14 protein-coding genes are annotated in these 17,276 nt (G+C 70.0%); 7 read left to right on the top strand and 7 right to left on the bottom strand.

Annotated features, from left to right (window positions below):
• Window positions 1–26: 26 nt before the first annotated feature.
• From ACFFGY_RS03440 to ACFFGY_RS03460, 5 genes are all read right to left on the bottom strand, one after another.
• Complete coding sequence (locus ACFFGY_RS03440; protein ID WP_377042983.1) at window positions 27–1,793, bottom strand: ABC transporter ATP-binding protein; 1,767 nt, start codon at window positions 1,791–1,793, stop codon at window positions 27–29.
• A gap of 52 nt (window positions 1,794–1,845) precedes the next feature.
• A complete protein-coding gene (locus tag ACFFGY_RS03445) occupies window positions 1,846–2,751 on the bottom strand; it encodes an ABC transporter permease (RefSeq protein ID WP_377042984.1) in 906 nt (301 codons plus the stop codon).
• Window positions 2,748–3,770, bottom strand: coding sequence for an ABC transporter permease (locus ACFFGY_RS03450; RefSeq protein ID WP_377042985.1), 1,023 nt, complete (start codon window positions 3,768–3,770; stop codon window positions 2,748–2,750). Before ACFFGY_RS03450 ends, ACFFGY_RS03445 begins: the two co-directional genes overlap by 4 nt.
• A 52-nt stretch (window positions 3,771–3,822) precedes the next feature.
• Entirely contained in the window at window positions 3,823–5,436 is a 1,614-nt protein-coding gene (locus tag ACFFGY_RS03455; RefSeq protein WP_377042986.1) for an ABC transporter substrate-binding protein, read from the bottom strand.
• 241 nt (window positions 5,437–5,677) lie between these two features.
• The gene (locus ACFFGY_RS03460) at window positions 5,678–7,276 is read right to left on the bottom strand and encodes an ABC transporter substrate-binding protein (protein WP_377042987.1); all 1,599 of its coding nucleotides are present in this window, start codon (window positions 7,274–7,276) and stop codon (window positions 5,678–5,680) included.
• A gap of 97 nt (window positions 7,277–7,373) precedes the next feature.
• Here ACFFGY_RS03460 and ACFFGY_RS03465 point away from each other — a divergent pair, with 97 nt between their 5' ends.
• Together ACFFGY_RS03465 and ACFFGY_RS03470 are read left to right on the top strand one after the other, a co-directional pair.
• A complete protein-coding gene (locus ACFFGY_RS03465) occupies window positions 7,374–8,108 on the top strand; it encodes a phosphoribosyltransferase (RefSeq protein ID WP_377042988.1) in 735 nt (244 codons plus the stop codon).
• 480 nt (window positions 8,109–8,588) lie between these two features.
• Window positions 8,589–9,311, top strand: a complete 723-nt coding sequence (locus ACFFGY_RS03470; RefSeq protein WP_377042989.1) for a DUF1194 domain-containing protein — start codon at window positions 8,589–8,591, stop codon at window positions 9,309–9,311.
• Window positions 9,312–9,386: 75 nt separating this feature from the next.
• Here ACFFGY_RS03470 and ACFFGY_RS03475 read toward each other — a convergent pair whose 3' ends face one another.
• A complete protein-coding gene (locus ACFFGY_RS03475) occupies window positions 9,387–10,133 on the bottom strand; it encodes a sulfite exporter TauE/SafE family protein (RefSeq protein WP_377042990.1) in 747 nt (248 codons plus the stop codon).
• Between the two features lie 86 nt (window positions 10,134–10,219).
• Here ACFFGY_RS03475 and ACFFGY_RS03480 point away from each other — a divergent pair, with 86 nt between their 5' ends.
• Complete coding sequence (locus tag ACFFGY_RS03480) at window positions 10,220–11,104, top strand: LysR family transcriptional regulator (protein ID WP_377042991.1); 885 nt, start codon at window positions 10,220–10,222, stop codon at window positions 11,102–11,104.
• 177 nt (window positions 11,105–11,281) lie between these two features.
• Here the strand turns inward: ACFFGY_RS03480 and ACFFGY_RS03485 are convergent, their stop codons facing one another.
• Complete coding sequence (locus ACFFGY_RS03485) at window positions 11,282–11,701, bottom strand: DUF3775 domain-containing protein (RefSeq protein ID WP_377042992.1); 420 nt, start codon at window positions 11,699–11,701, stop codon at window positions 11,282–11,284.
• A gap of 224 nt (window positions 11,702–11,925) precedes the next feature.
• Here ACFFGY_RS03485 and ACFFGY_RS03490 point away from each other — a divergent pair, with 224 nt between their 5' ends.
• The 4 genes from ACFFGY_RS03490 to ACFFGY_RS03505 all read left to right on the top strand — a co-directional run bounded on the left by ACFFGY_RS03490 (window position 11,926) and on the right by ACFFGY_RS03505 (window position 17,240).
• Window positions 11,926–12,306, top strand: a complete 381-nt coding sequence (locus tag ACFFGY_RS03490) for a hypothetical protein (RefSeq protein WP_377042993.1) — start codon at window positions 11,926–11,928, stop codon at window positions 12,304–12,306.
• Between the two features lie 181 nt (window positions 12,307–12,487).
• Window positions 12,488–13,648 (top strand): LPS export ABC transporter permease LptF, encoded by a 1,161-nt coding sequence (lptF, locus tag ACFFGY_RS03495; RefSeq protein WP_377042994.1) that lies wholly within the window; start codon window positions 12,488–12,490, stop codon window positions 13,646–13,648.
• Window positions 13,645–14,772, top strand: a complete 1,128-nt coding sequence (lptG, locus tag ACFFGY_RS03500) for an LPS export ABC transporter permease LptG (protein ID WP_377042995.1) — start codon at window positions 13,645–13,647, stop codon at window positions 14,770–14,772. Before lptF ends, lptG begins: the two co-directional genes overlap by 4 nt.
• Window positions 14,772–17,240, top strand: coding sequence for an LPS-assembly protein LptD (locus ACFFGY_RS03505; protein WP_377042996.1), 2,469 nt, complete (start codon window positions 14,772–14,774; stop codon window positions 17,238–17,240). The genes lptG and ACFFGY_RS03505 overlap by 1 nt, the downstream gene beginning before the upstream one ends.
• Window positions 17,241–17,276 lie beyond the last annotated feature (36 nt).

The raw sequence follows: 17,276 nt of genomic DNA on the forward strand, positions 1-17,276 counted from the left end.
CATCGGCGTTGAAAGGGAAGCGGCGGTCATTCGGCCGCCGGGCTCGCGGCGCCGGCCGTGGAGGCGCCGTCGCCGATCCAGCCCTCGTGCTGGGCTGCGTGGAGGCGGCCATACACGCCGCCGCGGCGCACCAGCTCGGCATGGCGCCCCTGCTCGACGATGCCGCTGGTGTCCACCACCACGATGCGGTCGGCATTCTGGATGGTGGCGAGGCGATGCGCGATGGTCAGCGTGGTGCGCCCGCGCGACAGTTCCGCCAGCGACTGCTGGATCGCGCGCTCGGTCTCCGTGTCGAGGGCCGAGGTGGCTTCGTCGAGGATCAGGATCGGCGGGTTCTTCAGGAAGATGCGCGCGATGGCGAGGCGCTGCTTCTGCCCGCCCGAAAGCTTCACCCCGCGTTCCCCCACCACCGTGTCGAGACCCTCGGGCAGCGCCGCGATCACGGTGTCGAGGCGGGCACGACGGGCGGCCTCGATGATCTCGGCCTCCGTCGCTTCCAGGCGGCCATAGGCGATGTTCTCGCGCAGCGTGCCCGAGAACAGGAACACGTCCTGCTGCACGATGCCGATCTGCGCCCGCAAGGAGCGCAGCGTCATGTCGCGGATGTCGATGCCGTCGATCGTGATGCGCCCGGCATCCACGTCGTAGAAGCGCGGCAGCAGCGAGCAGATCGTGGTCTTGCCGGCGCCGGAGGGACCCACGAAGGCCACGCTCTCGCCCGCACGGATCTCCAGGTCGATGTTGCTCAGCACCGGCTTGTCCGGGGTGTAGCCGAAGCGCACGCCCTCGTAGCGGATGGCGCCCTGCACTTGCGTCACGACCCGCGCGCCGGGGCGGTCGGCAACCTCGGGCGCGGTATCCAGCAGCTCGGTGTAGCGGCGGAAGCCGGCGATACCCTTGGGGTAGGTTTCCAGCACGGCGTTGATCTTCTCCACGGGCCGGAAGAACACGCCGACCAGCAGCAGGAAGCCCACGAAGCCGCCATTGGTCAGCTGGCCGTGCAATACGAACCAGGCGCCCACGATCATCACCACCATCTGCGTCAGCCGCATGCCGAGGTAGGAGACCGACAGGCTGGCCGCCATGATGCGATAGGCCTGGAGCTTGGTTTCGCGGTAGCCGGTGTTGTCGCGGGCGAACAGGGCGCGCTCGTGGTCCTCGTTGGCGAAGGCCTGCACCACGCGGATGCCGCCGACATTCTCCTCCACGCGCGCGTTGAAGTTGCCGACGCGCCCGTAGATGGCGTGCCAGTTGCGCGTCATGCGGCTGCCGTAGCGGGTGGATACGAAGGCGGTGACCGGCACGATCACCGCGGTGATCAGCGCCAGGTGCGGGTTGACCGCGAACATCAGCACGAAGGCGCCCAGGAAGGTCATCACCGCGATGAACAGGTCCTCGGGCCCGTGATGGGCGACCTCGCCGATCTCCTCCAGGTCCTTGGTGATGCGGCCGATCAGGTGGCCGGTCTTCTGGTTGTCGAAGAAGCGGAAAGACAGCTTCTGGAGATGGTCGAACAGCTTACGCCGCATCTCCGTCTCGATGTTGATGCCCAGCGCGTGGCCCCAGTAGGCAACGACCGCCATCAGCCCCGTATTGGCCAGGTAGATCGCGAGCAGCCCCACCGAGGCCAGCAGGATCAAACCCCAGTCCTGCCCGGGCAGCAGGTCATCCACGAAGAAGCGTACGGCGACCGGAAAGCCCAGCTCCAGCAATCCGCTGAGGATCGCGCAGCCGAAGTCGAGCAGGAACAGCCCGCGCCAGGGTCGGTAGTAGCTGAAGAAGCGTCTGAGCATCGTAGTCTGTTTCCTTCCGGGCGCGGCAGCGGTGCCGCCGCGCCCGGGTTTCTTACCGCTGCTTCGGGTCGAGAACGTCGCGTAAGCCGTCGCCCAGCAGGTTGAAGGCGAGCGAGGCCACGAAGATCGCGACACCCGGGATCACCGGCACCCACCATTGTTCCAGCACAAAGCGCCGGGCGGTGGCGATCATGGTGCCCCATTCGGGCAGCGGCGGCTGCGCGCCCAGGCCCAGGAAGCCCAGGCCGGCGGCGGTCAGGATGATCGAGGCCATGTCCAGCGTGACACGCACCACCAGCGAGGGCATGCACATCGGTGCCACGTGGCGCAGGATCACCCGGGTCGGCGAAGCGCCGATCAGGCGGATGGCGGCCACGTAGTCGGTGCGGCGGATGGTCAGCGTTTCGGCCCGCGCCAGGCGCGCGTAGGGCGGCCAGGCGGTGAGGGCGATGGCGATCACCGCACTTTCCACGCCGGGCTTGAGTGCGGCCACGAAGGCCAGCGCCAGGATCAGCCGGGGAAAGGCCAGGAACACATCGGTGACGCGCATCAGGATGCGGTCCCAGATGCCGCCGGCATAGCCCGCGACGCAGCCGATCACGAGGCCCACCGGCGCCACCAGGATCACCACCGACACCACCATGCCCAGCGTGATGCGCCCACCGTAGAGCAGGCGGGAGTACACGTCGCGGCCGAGCTCATCCGTGCCCAGCCAGTGCGCGGCGGAGGCGGGCTGGAGGCGGTTGGCGAGGTCCTGCACGCCCGGATCATGCGTCGCCAGCAGCGGCGCGAAGATCGCGGCCAGCAGCAGCACCAGCACCACGATGAGACCGGCCATCGCCAGCGGGTTGCGGCGGAAGGCCAGCCAGCCCTGGTACCGGCGGCCCCAGGCGGCCTGGCGGCGGGAGGCCGGCGCGTTGCTCAGCAGCCAGGCGCGGGAAAAGGGGGCAGCACTCATCGGACGCGGGGATCCAGCAGGCGGTAAAGCAGGTCGGACAGGAGGTTCAGGACCACGTAGATCAGCCCGATCACCAGCGTGGCGCCCAGCACCGCGTTCATGTCGGCGTTCAGCAGCGACACCGTCAGGTACTGCCCCAGCCCCGGCCAGGAGAAGATCGTCTCCGTCAGCACCGCGCCTTCGAGCAGGCCCGCATAGGTCAGGAACAGCACCGTCACCAGCGGCACCAGCACGTTGCGGAAGGCATGGCCCCAGATGATGCGGCTGTTGCTCAGCCCCTTGGCGCGGGCGGTGGTGACGTATTCGGAACGAAGCTCGTTCAGCATGAAGGCCCGCGTCATGCGCGCGATATAGGCCAGCGAGAAGAAGGCCAGCACGCCCGCCGGCTGGGCCAGGTGCCACAGGGCGTCGCGGAACACCTCCCATTCCCCGGCCAGGGCCGCGTCCACCGTCAGCATCCCGGTGTGGACGTCGATCATGTCCTGGTAGGCGATGTTCTGCCGTCCCGGCCCCGGCGCCACGCCGAGGCGGGCGTAGAAGACCAGCAGGCTGACCATGCCAAGCACGAAGACCGGCACGGAATGGCCGCTCAGGCAAAACAGCCGCACCAGCTGGTCCGTCAGCTTGCCCTGGCGGCTGGCGGCCCAGACGCCCATCGGCACGCCGATAATGATCGCGATGATGATCGCGGCGGTGGCGAGCTCGAAGGTCGCGGGAAAGAAGTTGATGATGTCCTGCACCACGGTGTTGGACGTCATCACCGAGCGCCCGAGATCACCGTGGACGATCTGACCCAGGTAATGGACGAACTGTTCCGGCAGCGGCCTGTCCAGGCCGAGGTCGAGGCGCGCCTTTTCCACCACGTCCTGCGGCGCGCGGTCGCCCACGATCGCCAGCACGGGATCGATGGGCATCACGCGGCCGATCAGGAAGGTGACCAGGGCGAGGCCGAACAGGGTGATGGGCACGCTGACCAGCGTGCCGCCGATGGTCTTCAGGCGGGTGCGGACGGTGCTCAACGGAGCCCCGCCCGCGGGAAAGCCCGCGGGAAGGACCGCGGAAAAACAGGTGTCACGATTTCACGATACCGGCAAAGGAGGTCTGGTCGCTGACGACGCCGAGGCGCATGCCCGAAACCGAGGCGCGTGTCACGGCCACTTCGATGGATTGTAACATGACCACCAGCGGGCTCTGCTCCTGGTGGTCGCGCTGGAGGGCCTCGTAAAGGGCCGCCCGCTTGGCCGCGTCGGTCTCGCGCAGGGCCTCCTCGGACCGCTTGCTGAGTTCGGGAATGTACCAGGCCGCGCGCCAGGCGAGGGTGCGGTTGCGTGCCTCCTCGCCATTGTCGGTGTTGACGCTGAAGGCCTCGGAATTCGAGTTCGGATCGAAATAGTCGCTACCCCAGTAGACCATGGCGATCTCGTGGGTGCGGGCGCGGGTCTTGGTGATGACCTGCCGCTGCTCGGAAGGCAGCATCCGCGCGCGGATACCGATGGCCGCGAGGTTGGCCTGCACCGCCTGGGCGATATCGGCGTAAGGCGCGCTGGAAAAGTAGTCGAAGCTGACCTCGAAGCCGTCGGGGTGCCCGGCCTCGGCCAGCAGCGCCTTGGCCTTGTTCACGTCGGCCTGGAAGGGATGGGCGGTCAGCGCGCCGGGGAAGCCCTCGGGCAGGAAAGCCTGATGCACCGCGTAGGTCATCGGCACGATATTCTTTTGGATGCCGGCGTAGTCGATCGCCCATTTGATGGCCTGCCGGACCTGGGGCTTGCTCAGGATCGGGTGCTTCTGGTTCAGCGACAGGTAGATCACGGTGGCCCGGCGCTGGCGGATCATGCGGTAGCGGTTGTCGCCCTCGATGCTCCTCAGCTGGTCGGAGCCTAGGTTGCGCACCACGTCGTAGTCACCCTGCTGCAGCCCCAGCATCTGCGCCGACGGGTCGGCGATGTGGCGGATCACCACGCGCTTGGTCTTGGGGGCCTCACGGGCATTGGGGTTGGCCTCCAGCGTGACGCTGTCGCTCGGCCGCCAGGCGCGCAGCACGAAGGAGCCCGAGCCCGCGGTGTTCTGCTTGAGCCAGCCGTAGCCCATGTCGTCCGTGCCGTCGGCGGCCTTGGCGGCGTGGGCCTTCACCACCTTGCTGTCCACGATCGCGCCCACATTGGCCGACAGGCAGTAGAGCAGGAAGCTCAGCGAGGCCGGCTCCGCCGTCCTGAGCACCAGCGTCCGCGCGTCGGCAGCGTGGATCGCCTCGGCCATGTTGGCCTTGGTGAAGCCGAACTGGTTGATAATGAAGGCCGGGCTCTTGTTCAGCGCCACCACGCGCTGGAGCGAGAAGGCCGCGTCCTCGGCCGTGACGGGGTTGCCGGAGGCGAATTTCAGCCCGTCGCGCAGGGTGAAGGTGAAGGTCCGGCCGTCCTCACTGGCCTTCCAGGACTCCGCGAGGTCGCCCACGATCCTGGTGGGTTCCTCCGGATCATTGGCCACCAGCTTGTCGTAGCAGGCGCCGCAGACCTCGTTGCCGGAGAACTCGAAGCTTTCGGCCGGATCGACGCTGATCATGTCGTCGATCTGCTTGGCGATCACCACCACGCCCGGCGGCGACTGCGCGAAGGCGCCGCCCACCGGCAGGAACGGCGTGGCCAATACGCCGGCGGAGGAGGCCAACAAGGCGCGACGGGTCGTCATCTCGGCTGTTCCTGCTCGATGGGGAAGAAAGAAACGGGCCGGTGGATCAAACGCCGTCCCGCGAGGGATAGTTCTGCAAGAAACCTGCCATCCAGCAGGCAGGCAAAAAAGCCTGCCATCCGGCAGGTGGGCAAGAAGCCTGCCACCTGGCAGGCCACGGGCGGGGGCAGCACGCCGCCCCCGCCACGAACCCCGGCGGGCCAACCAGGGGGCATCCCCCGGGCAACCCGCCGCGAAGCATTCAGGCCTTGGTGATGGCGGCGTAGTGGTGGCGGTCGTTCATCGGGCCCATGTCGAAGCCGGTCACGCCCTTGCGGCTGACCGACACCTCGATCTCCTGCAGCATGATGGCGTAGGGGCTGTGCTCCTGCAGTTCCTTCTGCAGCGAGGTGTAGATCGCGGTGCGCTTCTCCGCGTCGGTTTCCTTGGCGGCGGCCCAGACCTGCTTGCTGTAGTCCGGGATGTACCAGGCATTGCGCCAGGCCGAGGTACGGTTGCGGGCATCGTCGCCGTTGTCGGCGTTGACGGCAAAGGTTTCGGCGTTCGAGTTCGGGTCGAAGTAGTCGCTGCCCCAGCGGCCCATCGACAGGTCGTGCTGGCGGGCGCGGGCCTTGGTGATGACCTGACGGCTCTCGGCCGGCAGCATCTGCAGGCGGATGCCGATCTCGGCGAGGTTGGCCTGCACCGCCTGGGCGATGTCGGCGTAGGGCGCGGCCGAGGCGTAGTCCATCGACACCTCGAAGCCGTCGGCATGCCCGGCCTTGGCCATCAGCGCCTTGGCCTCGGCGACCTGGTGGTGGAAGGGCTTGTCCTCCAGCGCGCCGGGCAGTCCCACCGGCAGGAAGGCCTGCTGCACGGCGTACAGGTCGGGCACGATGTTGCGCTGGATGGCGTCGTAGTCGATCGCCAGCTTGATGGCCTGCCGCACCTCCGGCTTGCTCAGGATCGGGTGCTTTTGGTTCATCCCGATATACAGCAGGCTGGCCTTGCGCTGCGGCTGGAACACGTAGTTCGGGTTGCTCTTCACCTGCCGCAGCTGGTCGGAGCTGAGGTTGCGGGCGATGTCGATGTCGCCCTTCTCCAGGCCCAGCATCTGCGCCGACGGGTCTGGCATGTGGCGCAGGATCACGCGGCGCGTCTTGGGCGCGGTGGCGGCGTTGGGGTTGGCTTCCAGCGTCACGCTGTCGCTCGCGCGCCAGGAGCGCACGGCATAGGGGCCGGAGCCCGCCGAATTCTGCTTCAGCCAGGCATTGCCGAGGTCGCCGTCCTTGTTGTTGGCCATGGCGACGGCCTTCTCGACCACGCTGCCCACCACGGCGGTGAGGCAGTAGAGCAGGAAGGTCGGCGCCGTGCTCTCGGCCGTCTCGATCACCAGCGTCCGCGGCCCGGTGGCGCGGATCATCTTGGCCACGTTGTCCTTGTTGTAGCCGAACTGGTTGATGATGAAGGCCGGCGACTTGTTCAGGATCACCGCGCGCTGCAGCGAGAAGGCCGCGTCCTCGGCCGTCACCGGCTTGCCGGAGGCGAACTTCGGCCCGTCGCGCAGGGTGAAGGTGAAGGTCTTGCTGTCGGCCGAGGCTTCCCACTTCTCCGCCAGCTCACCTACCAGCTCGGACGGGTTGCTGTTGGGCGTGGTCACCAGCTTCTGGTAAACATTGCCGCAGACCTCGGAGCCCGTGTACTCGAAGCACTCGCCCGGATCGAGGCTGATCAGGTCGTCGATCTGCTTGGCGAAGACGATCACGCCCGCGGGCGACTGCGCCTGAGCCCAGCGGGGCGCCTGCGTCATGGCGAAGGCAGCGGCGGCGGAGCCCGCCAGCAGCGAGCGTCGGGTGGTCATGTGCTGTCCGATGTCCTTAAAGATGACATGAATTTAGCGGTCCCTGCGCTCTTGGGAAGACTGGACCGCATGGCTGCCCCGTGGCACCCGCTGGGGCATGGAGTTCTGGCAGGCCTTCGAGCCCCCATCCCCGCACCCAGCCACCGACGCCTCGGCAACGGATAAGGCCCCCTCGCCCAGCACCCCGGCGGAGGCGCCGCTGCGCGACAGCCTGCCCGCCGCCATGCCCGACGGCACCCGCCTGCGCCTGCCCCTCCGCGACTACGGCTCCATCGCCGTGGGCGGCTTCATCGCCAACCAGGCTTCCTTCACGGTGGTGCACCGCCTCGCCGACTGGATGGCGGAGGCCGGGCGGCCCTTCGCGGCGGAGGTGGTCTGCGGGCTGCCGACACTGGGGCACGTCTTTGCCCCGCTGGTGGCGGAGGCGCTCGGCCACCGGAACTGGGTCGCCGCCGGCTATTCCCGCAAGCGCTGGTACGAGGACGCGCTGTCGGTGCCCGTGTCCTCCTCCACCACGCCCGGGGAGCGCCGCATCTGGCTCGACCCGCGCACCCTGGACCGGCTGGGCGGCAGGCGGGTGCTGCTGGTGGACGACGTGATCAGCACCGGCACCTCCGCCCTGGCCGGGCTGGCGCTGCTGCGCGCGGCGGGCGTCGTGCCGGTGGGCTTCGCGGTGGCCATGGCGCAGGGAGACCGCTGGGTGCCCAGCTGGCCCGCCGCGGTCCCGGTCGCCGCCGCCTTCCGCACGCCGCTGCTGCGCCCGGTCGAGGGTGGCTGGCGGCCTGATCCCGCCACGCTGCCGGCGGTGACGGTCCCGCCCGGCGCTGCCTGATCCTTCGCGGCGGCAGTGGTGGATCCCGGGGAGGGGGAGAAGGAATTCTCCCCCTCCCCGAACCCCTCCGCCCTCATCTTTGTTTAGGACGCTGCCGCAGGAACGTAGCGAACGTTGTGCGCTCCGGCTCACGGAGCCGGAGCGAGGGACGTGTCAGCAAGCGCTGACAGGAAGCCTTATTCGTTTCAGCCAGTGCCAGCGGCTGCCATACCGCGACCGGCCTCCAGCCCTCCCGCGGCAGCGTTTCAAGAAGAGATGAGTGGGGGTCCGGGGGAGAGAATTCCTTCTCTCCCCCGGAGCGTCCACCGGGCGCGCAGCCCCCGACCCAAGCCCTCCCCCTCACCCTGCCGGCGGTCCGCCACTGCCGGGATCACCCTGCCGCGCCGGACACGCATCGGTGCGCACCACAACCGTAAGGATTTGTTGCACTGCCCCATCGCTTCCTGCTGCACTCGCGGGTGGAAGCGATGGGAGACGTTGATGCGTCGGAGATCCCTGCTGGCCGCCACCGGCGCGGCCACCCTGCTGCCCCGCGGCCGCCCGGCCCTGGCCGAGGAACCGGCCGACGTCGCGCTCGTGCTGGCGGTGGACGTGTCGCGCTCGATCGACGAGGACGAAGCCAGGCTGCAGCGTCAGGGCTACCGTAATGCCCTGTCCGACCCGAAGCTGGTGGAGGTGATCCGGGGCGGCATGATCGGCTCCATCCTGATCGCCTACGTGGAATGGGCCGGCTCCGATTATCAGCGGCTGGTGGTTCCCTGGACGCGCATCGGCAGCCAGGAGGACGCAAACGGCTGGAGCGAGGCGCTGAACCGGGCGCCGCGGCAGTCCCTGTCCTGGACCTCGATCTCGGGCGGTATCGACTTCAGCCACAAGCTGCTGGGCGAACTTCCGGTGGAGGCGATGCGGCGGGTGATCGACGTGTCGGGTGACGGCGTGAACAACAGCGGCCCACCCGCCGAGGAAGCACGCGACCGGGCGGTGGCGGATGGCATCACCATTAACGGCCTGCCGATCCTCAACGACCGGCCGACCTTCGGGCGCGGGCCGCCGGTGCCGCTCGACACTTATTATGAGCGCAGCGTGATCGGCGGGCCGGGCGCCTTCAGCATCCCGGCGGCGGATTTCGAGGCCTTCGAGAGTGCGGTGAAGCGCAAGCTGGTGCGCGAGATCGCCGGGCTGGATCTGCCGCGCCAGGGGTGAACCCAGGGGTTGAATCCAGGGCTTGAACCCGGGGGGGCAGGCCGGAGCCTGCGCCCGTCCCCGTCCGGGACGCGGTCACGCCAGCCCGCGCCAGATCAGTTCCACACCGAGCACGAGCAGGCCGGCGAAGAAGCACAGGCGGAAGGTTCCAGGACGCACGCGCCCGCGGAGCCAACCGCCGAGCCACATGCCCGCCAGCGCCGGCAGCACCGCGAGGAGCGAGCCGCCGGACGCGGCGAGCGGCAGAGCCCCGTGCAATGCCAGGCCTGCCCCGAGAGCCAGGGTCGAGACGGTGAAGGACAGCCCCAGCGCCTGTACGAGGTCGTCGCGCTCCAGCCCGAGCGATCCGAGATACGGCACGGCCGGGACGACGAAGACGCCCGTGGCGCCGGTCACCAGCCCCGTCACCGCACCCGCGAGCGGTCCCGCCCATTGCTCCGCGGTGGGTGGCACGCGCAGCCGGAGCCTGCCCAGCCCGATCCCACCGTAAAGCGCCAGGGCGGCCCCGAGCGCCGCGCCCGCGGCCGGTGCCGCCGCGCCGGCGATGACGCCCGAGGCGGCCACGGTGCCCGCGACGACGGCCAGCATCATGGGCCAGAGCCGCCGCAGCAGCGCACCGAAGCGGGGTCCGGCGAGAAGCTGCCAGAGATTCGTCACCAGCGAAGGCACGAGCAGGATCGCGGCGGCCTCCACCGGCGGCAGCACGAGGCCGAGCAGCCCCATGGCGACCGTCGGCAGGCCGAGGCCGAGCAGGCCCTTCACGAGGCCGGCGAGCAGGAAGACGCCGCAAAGCAGGGGAGCGAGGGAAGCGAGGTCGTTCATCGCGGCGAGGCTGCGGCCCGACGGCCCTGCCCCGCAATGCGGGAGTGGCGTAGCCTGCCTTCGCTGCAGCCGAAGGCATACTGCCCATGCACTTCGACCTGACCGACCTGCGCCTGTTCCTCCACGTGGCAGAGGCGGGAAGCATCACGGCTGGTGCCGCCCGCGCCGGCCTCGCCCTCGCCTCCGCCTCGGCACGGGTGCGGGGCATGGAGGATCAGGCCGGCGTGCCGCTGCTGGATCGGAACCGGCGCGGCGTGGCGCCGACCGCCGCCGGCCGGACGCTGCTGCGCCACGCCAGGCTGGTGACAGCACAGGTGGAGCGGATGCGCGGCGAGATGGGTGAATACGCGGGCGGGCTGAAGGGCCATGTGCGGGTGCTGGCCAACACCGCCGCCGTGGCCGAGTTCCTGCCCGAGATCCTCGCGGGGTTCCTGCGCGCCAACCCGAACGTGGACGTGGAGCTCGGCGAGCGCCCCAGCCCGGAGGTGGCGCGGGCGGTCGCGGAGGAGGAGGCAGACGTTGGGATCGCAGCGGCCCACGCGGATTTCTCGGGGCTGGAGGTCCTGCCCTTCCGGCGCGACCGCCTCGTGCTGATCGCGCCGCCGGATCACGCCCTGGCGGGTCGCGGCCGGATCACCTTCGCGGAAGCACTGGCGAGCGAGTTCGTCGGTTTCCAAGACAACAGCGCCCTCGGCGGGCACCTGGCCGGGCACGCAGCGCGGGCAGGTGGGCGGATGCGCACGCGGGTGCGGGTGGGCGGGCTGGACACCACCTGCCGCATGGTCGCGCTCGGAGCGGGCGTCGCCGTGATCCCCGAAGCCGCCGCGCGGCGCTGGAACACCCGTGGGGAGCTGGCCGTGGTGGGGCTGGACGATCCCTGGGCCGAGCGGCAGCTCATGGTGGTCGTGCGGCGGCTGGAGGCGCTATCGCCGCACGCGCGGCGACTGGTGGAACACCTGGCGAAGGAATGAAAGCTCCGTGCGCGGCCATGGTCGGTCCAGGTCATGGTCGGCATCACGCGCGGGGGCACGTCCTGCCGGGGGTATGGCCCACGGGCGTCGCCTGCCCCGCGACGCGTCGTCACCGGGACGCGGCGCGGCGATCTCCCGGAACCGTGGCACGGCGGGGCCGCGGCCCCGCCACCCGGCTCAGCGCCCGGTTTCCTCGGCGGCGATGCCGAAGGCGCTCAGCCCTTCCGACAGGAGGTCGCCCAGCATCTCCAGGCCCATGAGGTAGGCGGCCGCCCCGCCGCGCTCGTTGCGCTCGCGCGCCAGGCGCAGGGCCTCCTCCCAGTCGTCGGTCTCGTAGTCACCGCGACCGACCCAGGCCAGGGCGATCAGCGCCACCTGCTCATCCTCGTTCAGCGCGTCGATCTGCTCCTCGAGCATTTCCGCCAGGCCGTCGGGGTCGGAGTCGTCGGGCGCCTCCTCGTCCTGCATGTCCTCGTTCTCGACATCCTCCTCCATCTCGTCGACCTGACGGGCGGTGTCGATGATGCCGACGACGGTGGGCACCGCGATGCCGAGGTCGAAATCCTCGTCGTCGTCTCGTTCGGGGCGGTCACTCATGGGTGGCCTCTTGATGGCTGAAGGCGTTGCAGTGCCCGCCCAACGCCGCAACCGCGTCTCCGGCTTCGCGTTCGAATCGCCGATTGTGCTTTTGCCTTCCCACGGGACGCTGGGTGTCAATCACGAAGAGTCGAGACGCTTCCGGATCGGGTCTTCGCCGTGTCAGCCTTGCAACAGTCGTCGGGTGCAACACCATCCGGCGCATGACCGAGGGGGTCCGAACCGTGCGAGCCACCATCCTGAGCGCTCTCCTGTTGTCGGCCACCGTCTTCTGCACCGCCGGTTCCGCGGCACCCGCCGGCAGCTCCGCCGGCGACGACCCCGGCCAGCTGAACCTCGCCACCGCCCCCTCCATCACCGCCACCGCCTGCGAGGCCGTGGTGACGCCCCGCGGCACCTCCGCCCTGCAAAGCCTGCCGCGCGAGGTCAGCACCCGCCGCCGTACCCCGGCACCCCACGCCCCGGCCGCGAAGGCCGGCAAGGCCCCGGCCGTGCTGTCCGACAGCGATCCCCTGGACGACGAGCCCGAGGCCACGCTGCGCCCGGCCTTCTACCTGTGCGCGGTGGATGCGCCGGCGGTGCGGAAGGCCGTCCACCGCACCTGATCCGGGTCAGTTCCGGCCCTCCTCCGGGGCCACGGAGCGCGGCGCGCCCCGGTGGCAGGTTTTGAGGCCGTCGCAGTAACTTTCCGCAAGCCACGGAAAAGCCACAACTCCTCAGCAATCGCTCCGGCAGCCGGGGTGGCGATTTGCCCAGGCCCCTCCGCCTGGATAGGTTGCCTCCGCCATGTCACGGCTGGACCGATACGTTTTCCGCCAACTCCTCGTCTCGCTGATCGCGGTGACGGTGGGTCTGGCCCTGCTCATCTGGTTGACCCAGAGCCTGCGCTTCATCGAGCTCGTCCTCGATCGGGGCCTGAGCTTTGCTGTCTTCATCGAGCTGACCGGGCTGCTGATGCCCTCCTTCTTCGCGGTGATCCTGCCGATCGGCACCTTCGTGGTGACGCTGTTCTCCTATGTCCGGATGAGTTCCGACCGGGAGCTGGTGGTGATGCGCGCGGCCGGGCTGTCGCAATGGCAGCTGGCCCGCCCCGCGATCGGGCTGGCGGTGCTGGCGACGGCGATCTGCTTCTACCTGCAGCTCTCCCTCGTGCCGCTGAGCCACACCGCCTTCCGCACCTGGCAGTTCGAGATCCGCAACCAGATGGCCGCGATCCTGGTGCAGGAGGGCGTGTTCTCCTCCGTCGGCAACGACCTCACGGTGTATGCCCGCCTGCGCGACCGCGACGGCACGCTGCACGGCATCCTGGTGCAGGACAGCCGCGAGGCCGGCAACCCCGTGACCATCCTGGCCGAGGAAGGCCGCATCACCCAGAGCCCGAGCGGCCCGCGCGTGACGCTGCTCAACGGCCAGCGCCAGCAGGTCGAGCGCGTGCCGCCGCCGGCCGGCAGCCCGCCCGGCACGGCGCCGACCTTCCGCCTGTCGGTGCTAACCTTCGGCGAGAACAGCGTGGACCTCGCCCGCTCTGGCCGCACCGATGACGACAGCCGCAACCGCGATTCGCGCGAACGCTCGGTGACGGAGCTGCTGCACCCCGATCCGGCCGAGAACCTGCCCGAGCGCGACCGCCGCAAGTTCTTCGCCGAGGCGCATCAGCGCATGTCCAACCCGCTGACGGCGCTGAGCTTCGCCATGGTGGCGCTGGCCACCGCACTGGCCAGCGGCTTTCGCCGCCACGGCGGCGGTTTCGCCATCGGGGTGGGCGTCGGCACCGTGGTGGGGCTGCTGGCGCTGGGGCTGGCGGTGGGCAACCTCGCCGCGCGCAACAACGTGTTCGTGCCGCTGATCTGGCTCCACGCGATCGGCCCGACCCTGGTGTCGGCCTGGGTGATCTCGGGAATGCCGGGCTGGCCACGCCGGCGCGTCCGCCGCGCGGTGACGGCATGAACCTGCCGCCCCTGACGCTCACGGCCTACGTGGCGCGGCGCTTCGCGGCCATGGTGCTGGTGATGCTGCTGGCGCTGACCGGCCTGGTCGCGCTGTTCGACTTCATCGAGCTGCTCCGGCGCGCCGCCACCCGCCAGGACGCCACCTTCGCGATCGTGGCCACGATCTCGGGGCTGCGGCTGCCCTTCATGATGCTGCAGATCCTGCCCTTCGCGATCCTGCTGGGCGGCATCATCGCCTTCTGGCGCCTGTCGCGCTCCTCCGAGCTGGTGGTGGCGCGCGCCGCCGGCATCTCGGCCTGGGGCTTCCTGGCCGGGCCGCTGATCGTGGCCATTGCCATCGGCGTGGTGGCCACCACCGGCATCTCGCCGCTCTCCTCGGCCATGCTGTCGCGGGCGGAGCGGCTGGACGGCATCTACCTGCGCAACACCTCCGGCATCACGGCGCTGGCGGGCGGGCGGCTGTGGCTGCGCCAGGCGGACCGGGGGCTCGACCCCGACGGCGTCGCCATCCTGGCCGGGCGCCCCGCCAACACCGGCCGGCGCCTCGAGATCGCGGCGCTGCGGCTGGAGGAGGTGAGCGTCTGGCGCCTGTCCGCGGCCGACCAGCCGCTCCAGCGCGTGGAGGCGCCCTCGGCGGTGCTGGAAAACGGGGCCTGGGTGCTGGAAGGCGCGGTGACCTTCGGGGCCGACCGGCGCGCCTCGGCGCCGGCGGTGCTGAACCTGCCCACCGACCTCACGCCGGGCCGCGTGGAGGACAGCTTCGCCAGCCCCGACACGCTGTCCTTCTGGGCCCTGCCCGACTTCATCAAGGTGCTGGAATCGGCCGGCTTCTCGGCGGTGCGGCACCGGCTGCACTACCACTCGCTGCTGGCGCTGCCGGTTCTGGCCGCGGCGATGAGCCTGCTGGCCGCCGCCTTCTCGATGCGCCAGGCCCGCCGCGGCGGCGTGGCGCAGATGCTGGCGCTGGGCGTCGCCGCCGGCTTCGCGCTGTTCGTGCTCGACCGAATCGCCGGGGAGTTCGGCGAAACCGGCACCCTTCCCGTCGTCCTGGCCGCCTGGGCTCCCGCCGTGGCAGGATTGATGTTGGCCCTTTCACTGCTGCTGCACCTGGAGGACGGCTGATGCGCCGCCGACCCGTTCAAGCCCGCGCCCCCGGCCCGTTGCCGCGCGCCCGCATCCCGGGCCATTTCCCGCTCGCGCACCCCTTCCGCACCCATGCCTCGCGCGCCGGGCTCCTCGGCAGCACGGCGCTGTTCGCGCTGATCCTGGCGGCGGGCCAGGGCGCCAGGGCGCAGGGCGGTGCCCTGTCCGGGCCGCTCGGCAGCGCCGGCACCGAGAGCCAGGCGGTCACCGCGCCGGTGCCGGGCGTGCCCGCCGGCGCGGCACCCGCCCCCGTCACCACGGCGCCGGGTAGCCTCGGCAGCTTCGGCACCAACCCGGGCGACCGCGACTCGCCGGTGACCTTCACGGCCGACACCGTGGACTACGACGACAACAACAAGGTCGTGACCGCCACCGGCAACGTCGAGGCCTATCAGAACGAGCGCATCCTGCGCGCCGACAAGTTCACCTATAATCGCGACACCGGCGTCGCCACCGCCGAGGGCCACGTCCAGCTGCTGCAGCCCGACGGGCAGGTGCTGTTCGCCGACCGGGCCGAGCTGACCGGCAACATGCGCGACGGCGTGCTGCAGGGCGTCAGCGCACTGCTGGCGCAGAACGGCAAGCTGGTGGCCAATGGCCTGCGACGCACCGACCGGCCGGGGGGCGCGATCACCGACATGACGCGGCCGGTCTATTCCGCCTGCAACCTGTGCGCCGACGACCCGACCAAGCCGCCGCTGTGGCAGATCCAGGCGCGCTCGGCCACGCGCGACGAGGAAGCCCAGCGCATCCGCTTCCGCGATGCCCAGGTCCGCCTGGACGGCTTCCCGGTCTTCTACAGCCCCTACCTGTCGATGCCCGACCCTTCGGCGCCGCGCTCCTCGGGCTTCCTGTCGCCCTCCTTCGGGCAGACCAGCTACCTCGGCGGCTTCGTGGAGTTGCCCTACTACTGGGCGATCGACGGCAGCTCCGAGGCGACCATCACGCCCACGATCTCCACCAAGGTCCTGCCCTCGCTGGCCGCGCAGTACCGCCGGCGCTTCAACTTCGGCGAGATCCAGGCCGAGGGCTCGGTGGGCGAGCTGGACGGCAAGCGCGTGGATTCGGACGGCGTGGGCGCCCACATCTTCTCCAAGGGCACCTTCAACATCGACGAGAACTGGCGCACGGGCTTCAACTTCAACCGCGCCACCTCGGAAACCTACCTGCGCGCCTTCCGCTTCCCGACGCAGCGCGTCCTGGCGAGCAACGTCTTCCTGGAAGGCTTCTGGGACACGCAGAGCTACGTGCGCGTCGACGCGCGCGCCTACCAGGGCCTGCGCGACACCGACGACGTGGGCAAGATCCCCTACGTCCTGCCCAACGTTTACGCCGACCACGTGTTCCGCCCCGACGCGCTGGGCGGCACCGCGACGATCGACACCTCGGACTTCGCGATCTACCGCTCCGAGGGCGCCGACACCCGCCGCCTGGCCACCCGGCTGCGCTACGACCTGCCCGGCCGCGACGGCATCGGCGGCCTCTGGACCTTCCGCGCCCAGGGCGACGCCATCGGCTATTCCGCCAGCGACTTCGACCAGTCCCCCTTCTACGGCTCGGTCAGCTCCAAGGAGCAGGCGGTGGGCAACGTCCGCGCCGCGGTGGACTGGCGCATGCCCTTCGTCCGGCAGGCCGGCGCCTACGGCAACCAGATCATCGAGCCGCACCTGCAGGTGGTGAGCGGCCCCTCCACGGGGCGGCAAACGCTGATCCCCAACGAGGACAGCCTCGACTTCGAGTTCACCGACGCCAACCTGTTCGCGCTCAACCGCTTCACCGGGCGTGACCGGCAGGAAGGCGGCACCCGCGCCGACGCCGCGCTGCGCTCGGCCTGGTTCTTCCCCAACGGCGGTCAGCTCGAAGGGCTGATCGGGCAAAGTTACCGCGCCTCGACCGAGGACGTGTTCGAGGCCAATTCCGGCCTGCGGCAGCGGGTCTCCGACCTGGTGGGCCGCGTGCGCCTGTCCCCCACCCCCTGGCTGGACCTGACCGCCCGGGCGCGCGTGAACAAGACGAGCTTCGACCGGCAGATGATCGACAGCTCCGCCCGCCTCGACTTCAACGGCCTGGTGGGCATCCCGGTCACCACCACCGCGGGCTACTTCTACTCGGTGCCGATCGCGGCGCTGACCTCGGACGCTTCCGCCTCCTCGGCCACCAACGACCTATCCACGCGCTACCGGCGCGAGGTCTACGGCTCAGTGAACGCCAAGGTGAGCGAGCACTGGAGCACCGGCGCCTTCGGCCGCTACGACATCGAGATCAAGCGCCCCGTCTCGGTCGGGCTGAACCTGACCTACGAGGACGAGTGCCTGATCCTCGACGGCCGTTTCTACAAGTCCTACGCCGAGCAATCGACCAACAGCACGCTCTACCCGTCTTCCACCACGGTGCTGCTGCGCGTCGGCCTGAAGACGCTGGGCGATTTCGGGTTCCGCGCGCTGTGAGCCGGGATCAGGCCCGCTGCGGCGCCACGCCGGCCG

Source organism: Roseomonas elaeocarpi (genome assembly GCF_042433915.1).
GTDB classification, from domain to species: Bacteria; Pseudomonadota; Alphaproteobacteria; order Acetobacterales; family Acetobacteraceae; genus Roseomonas; species Roseomonas elaeocarpi.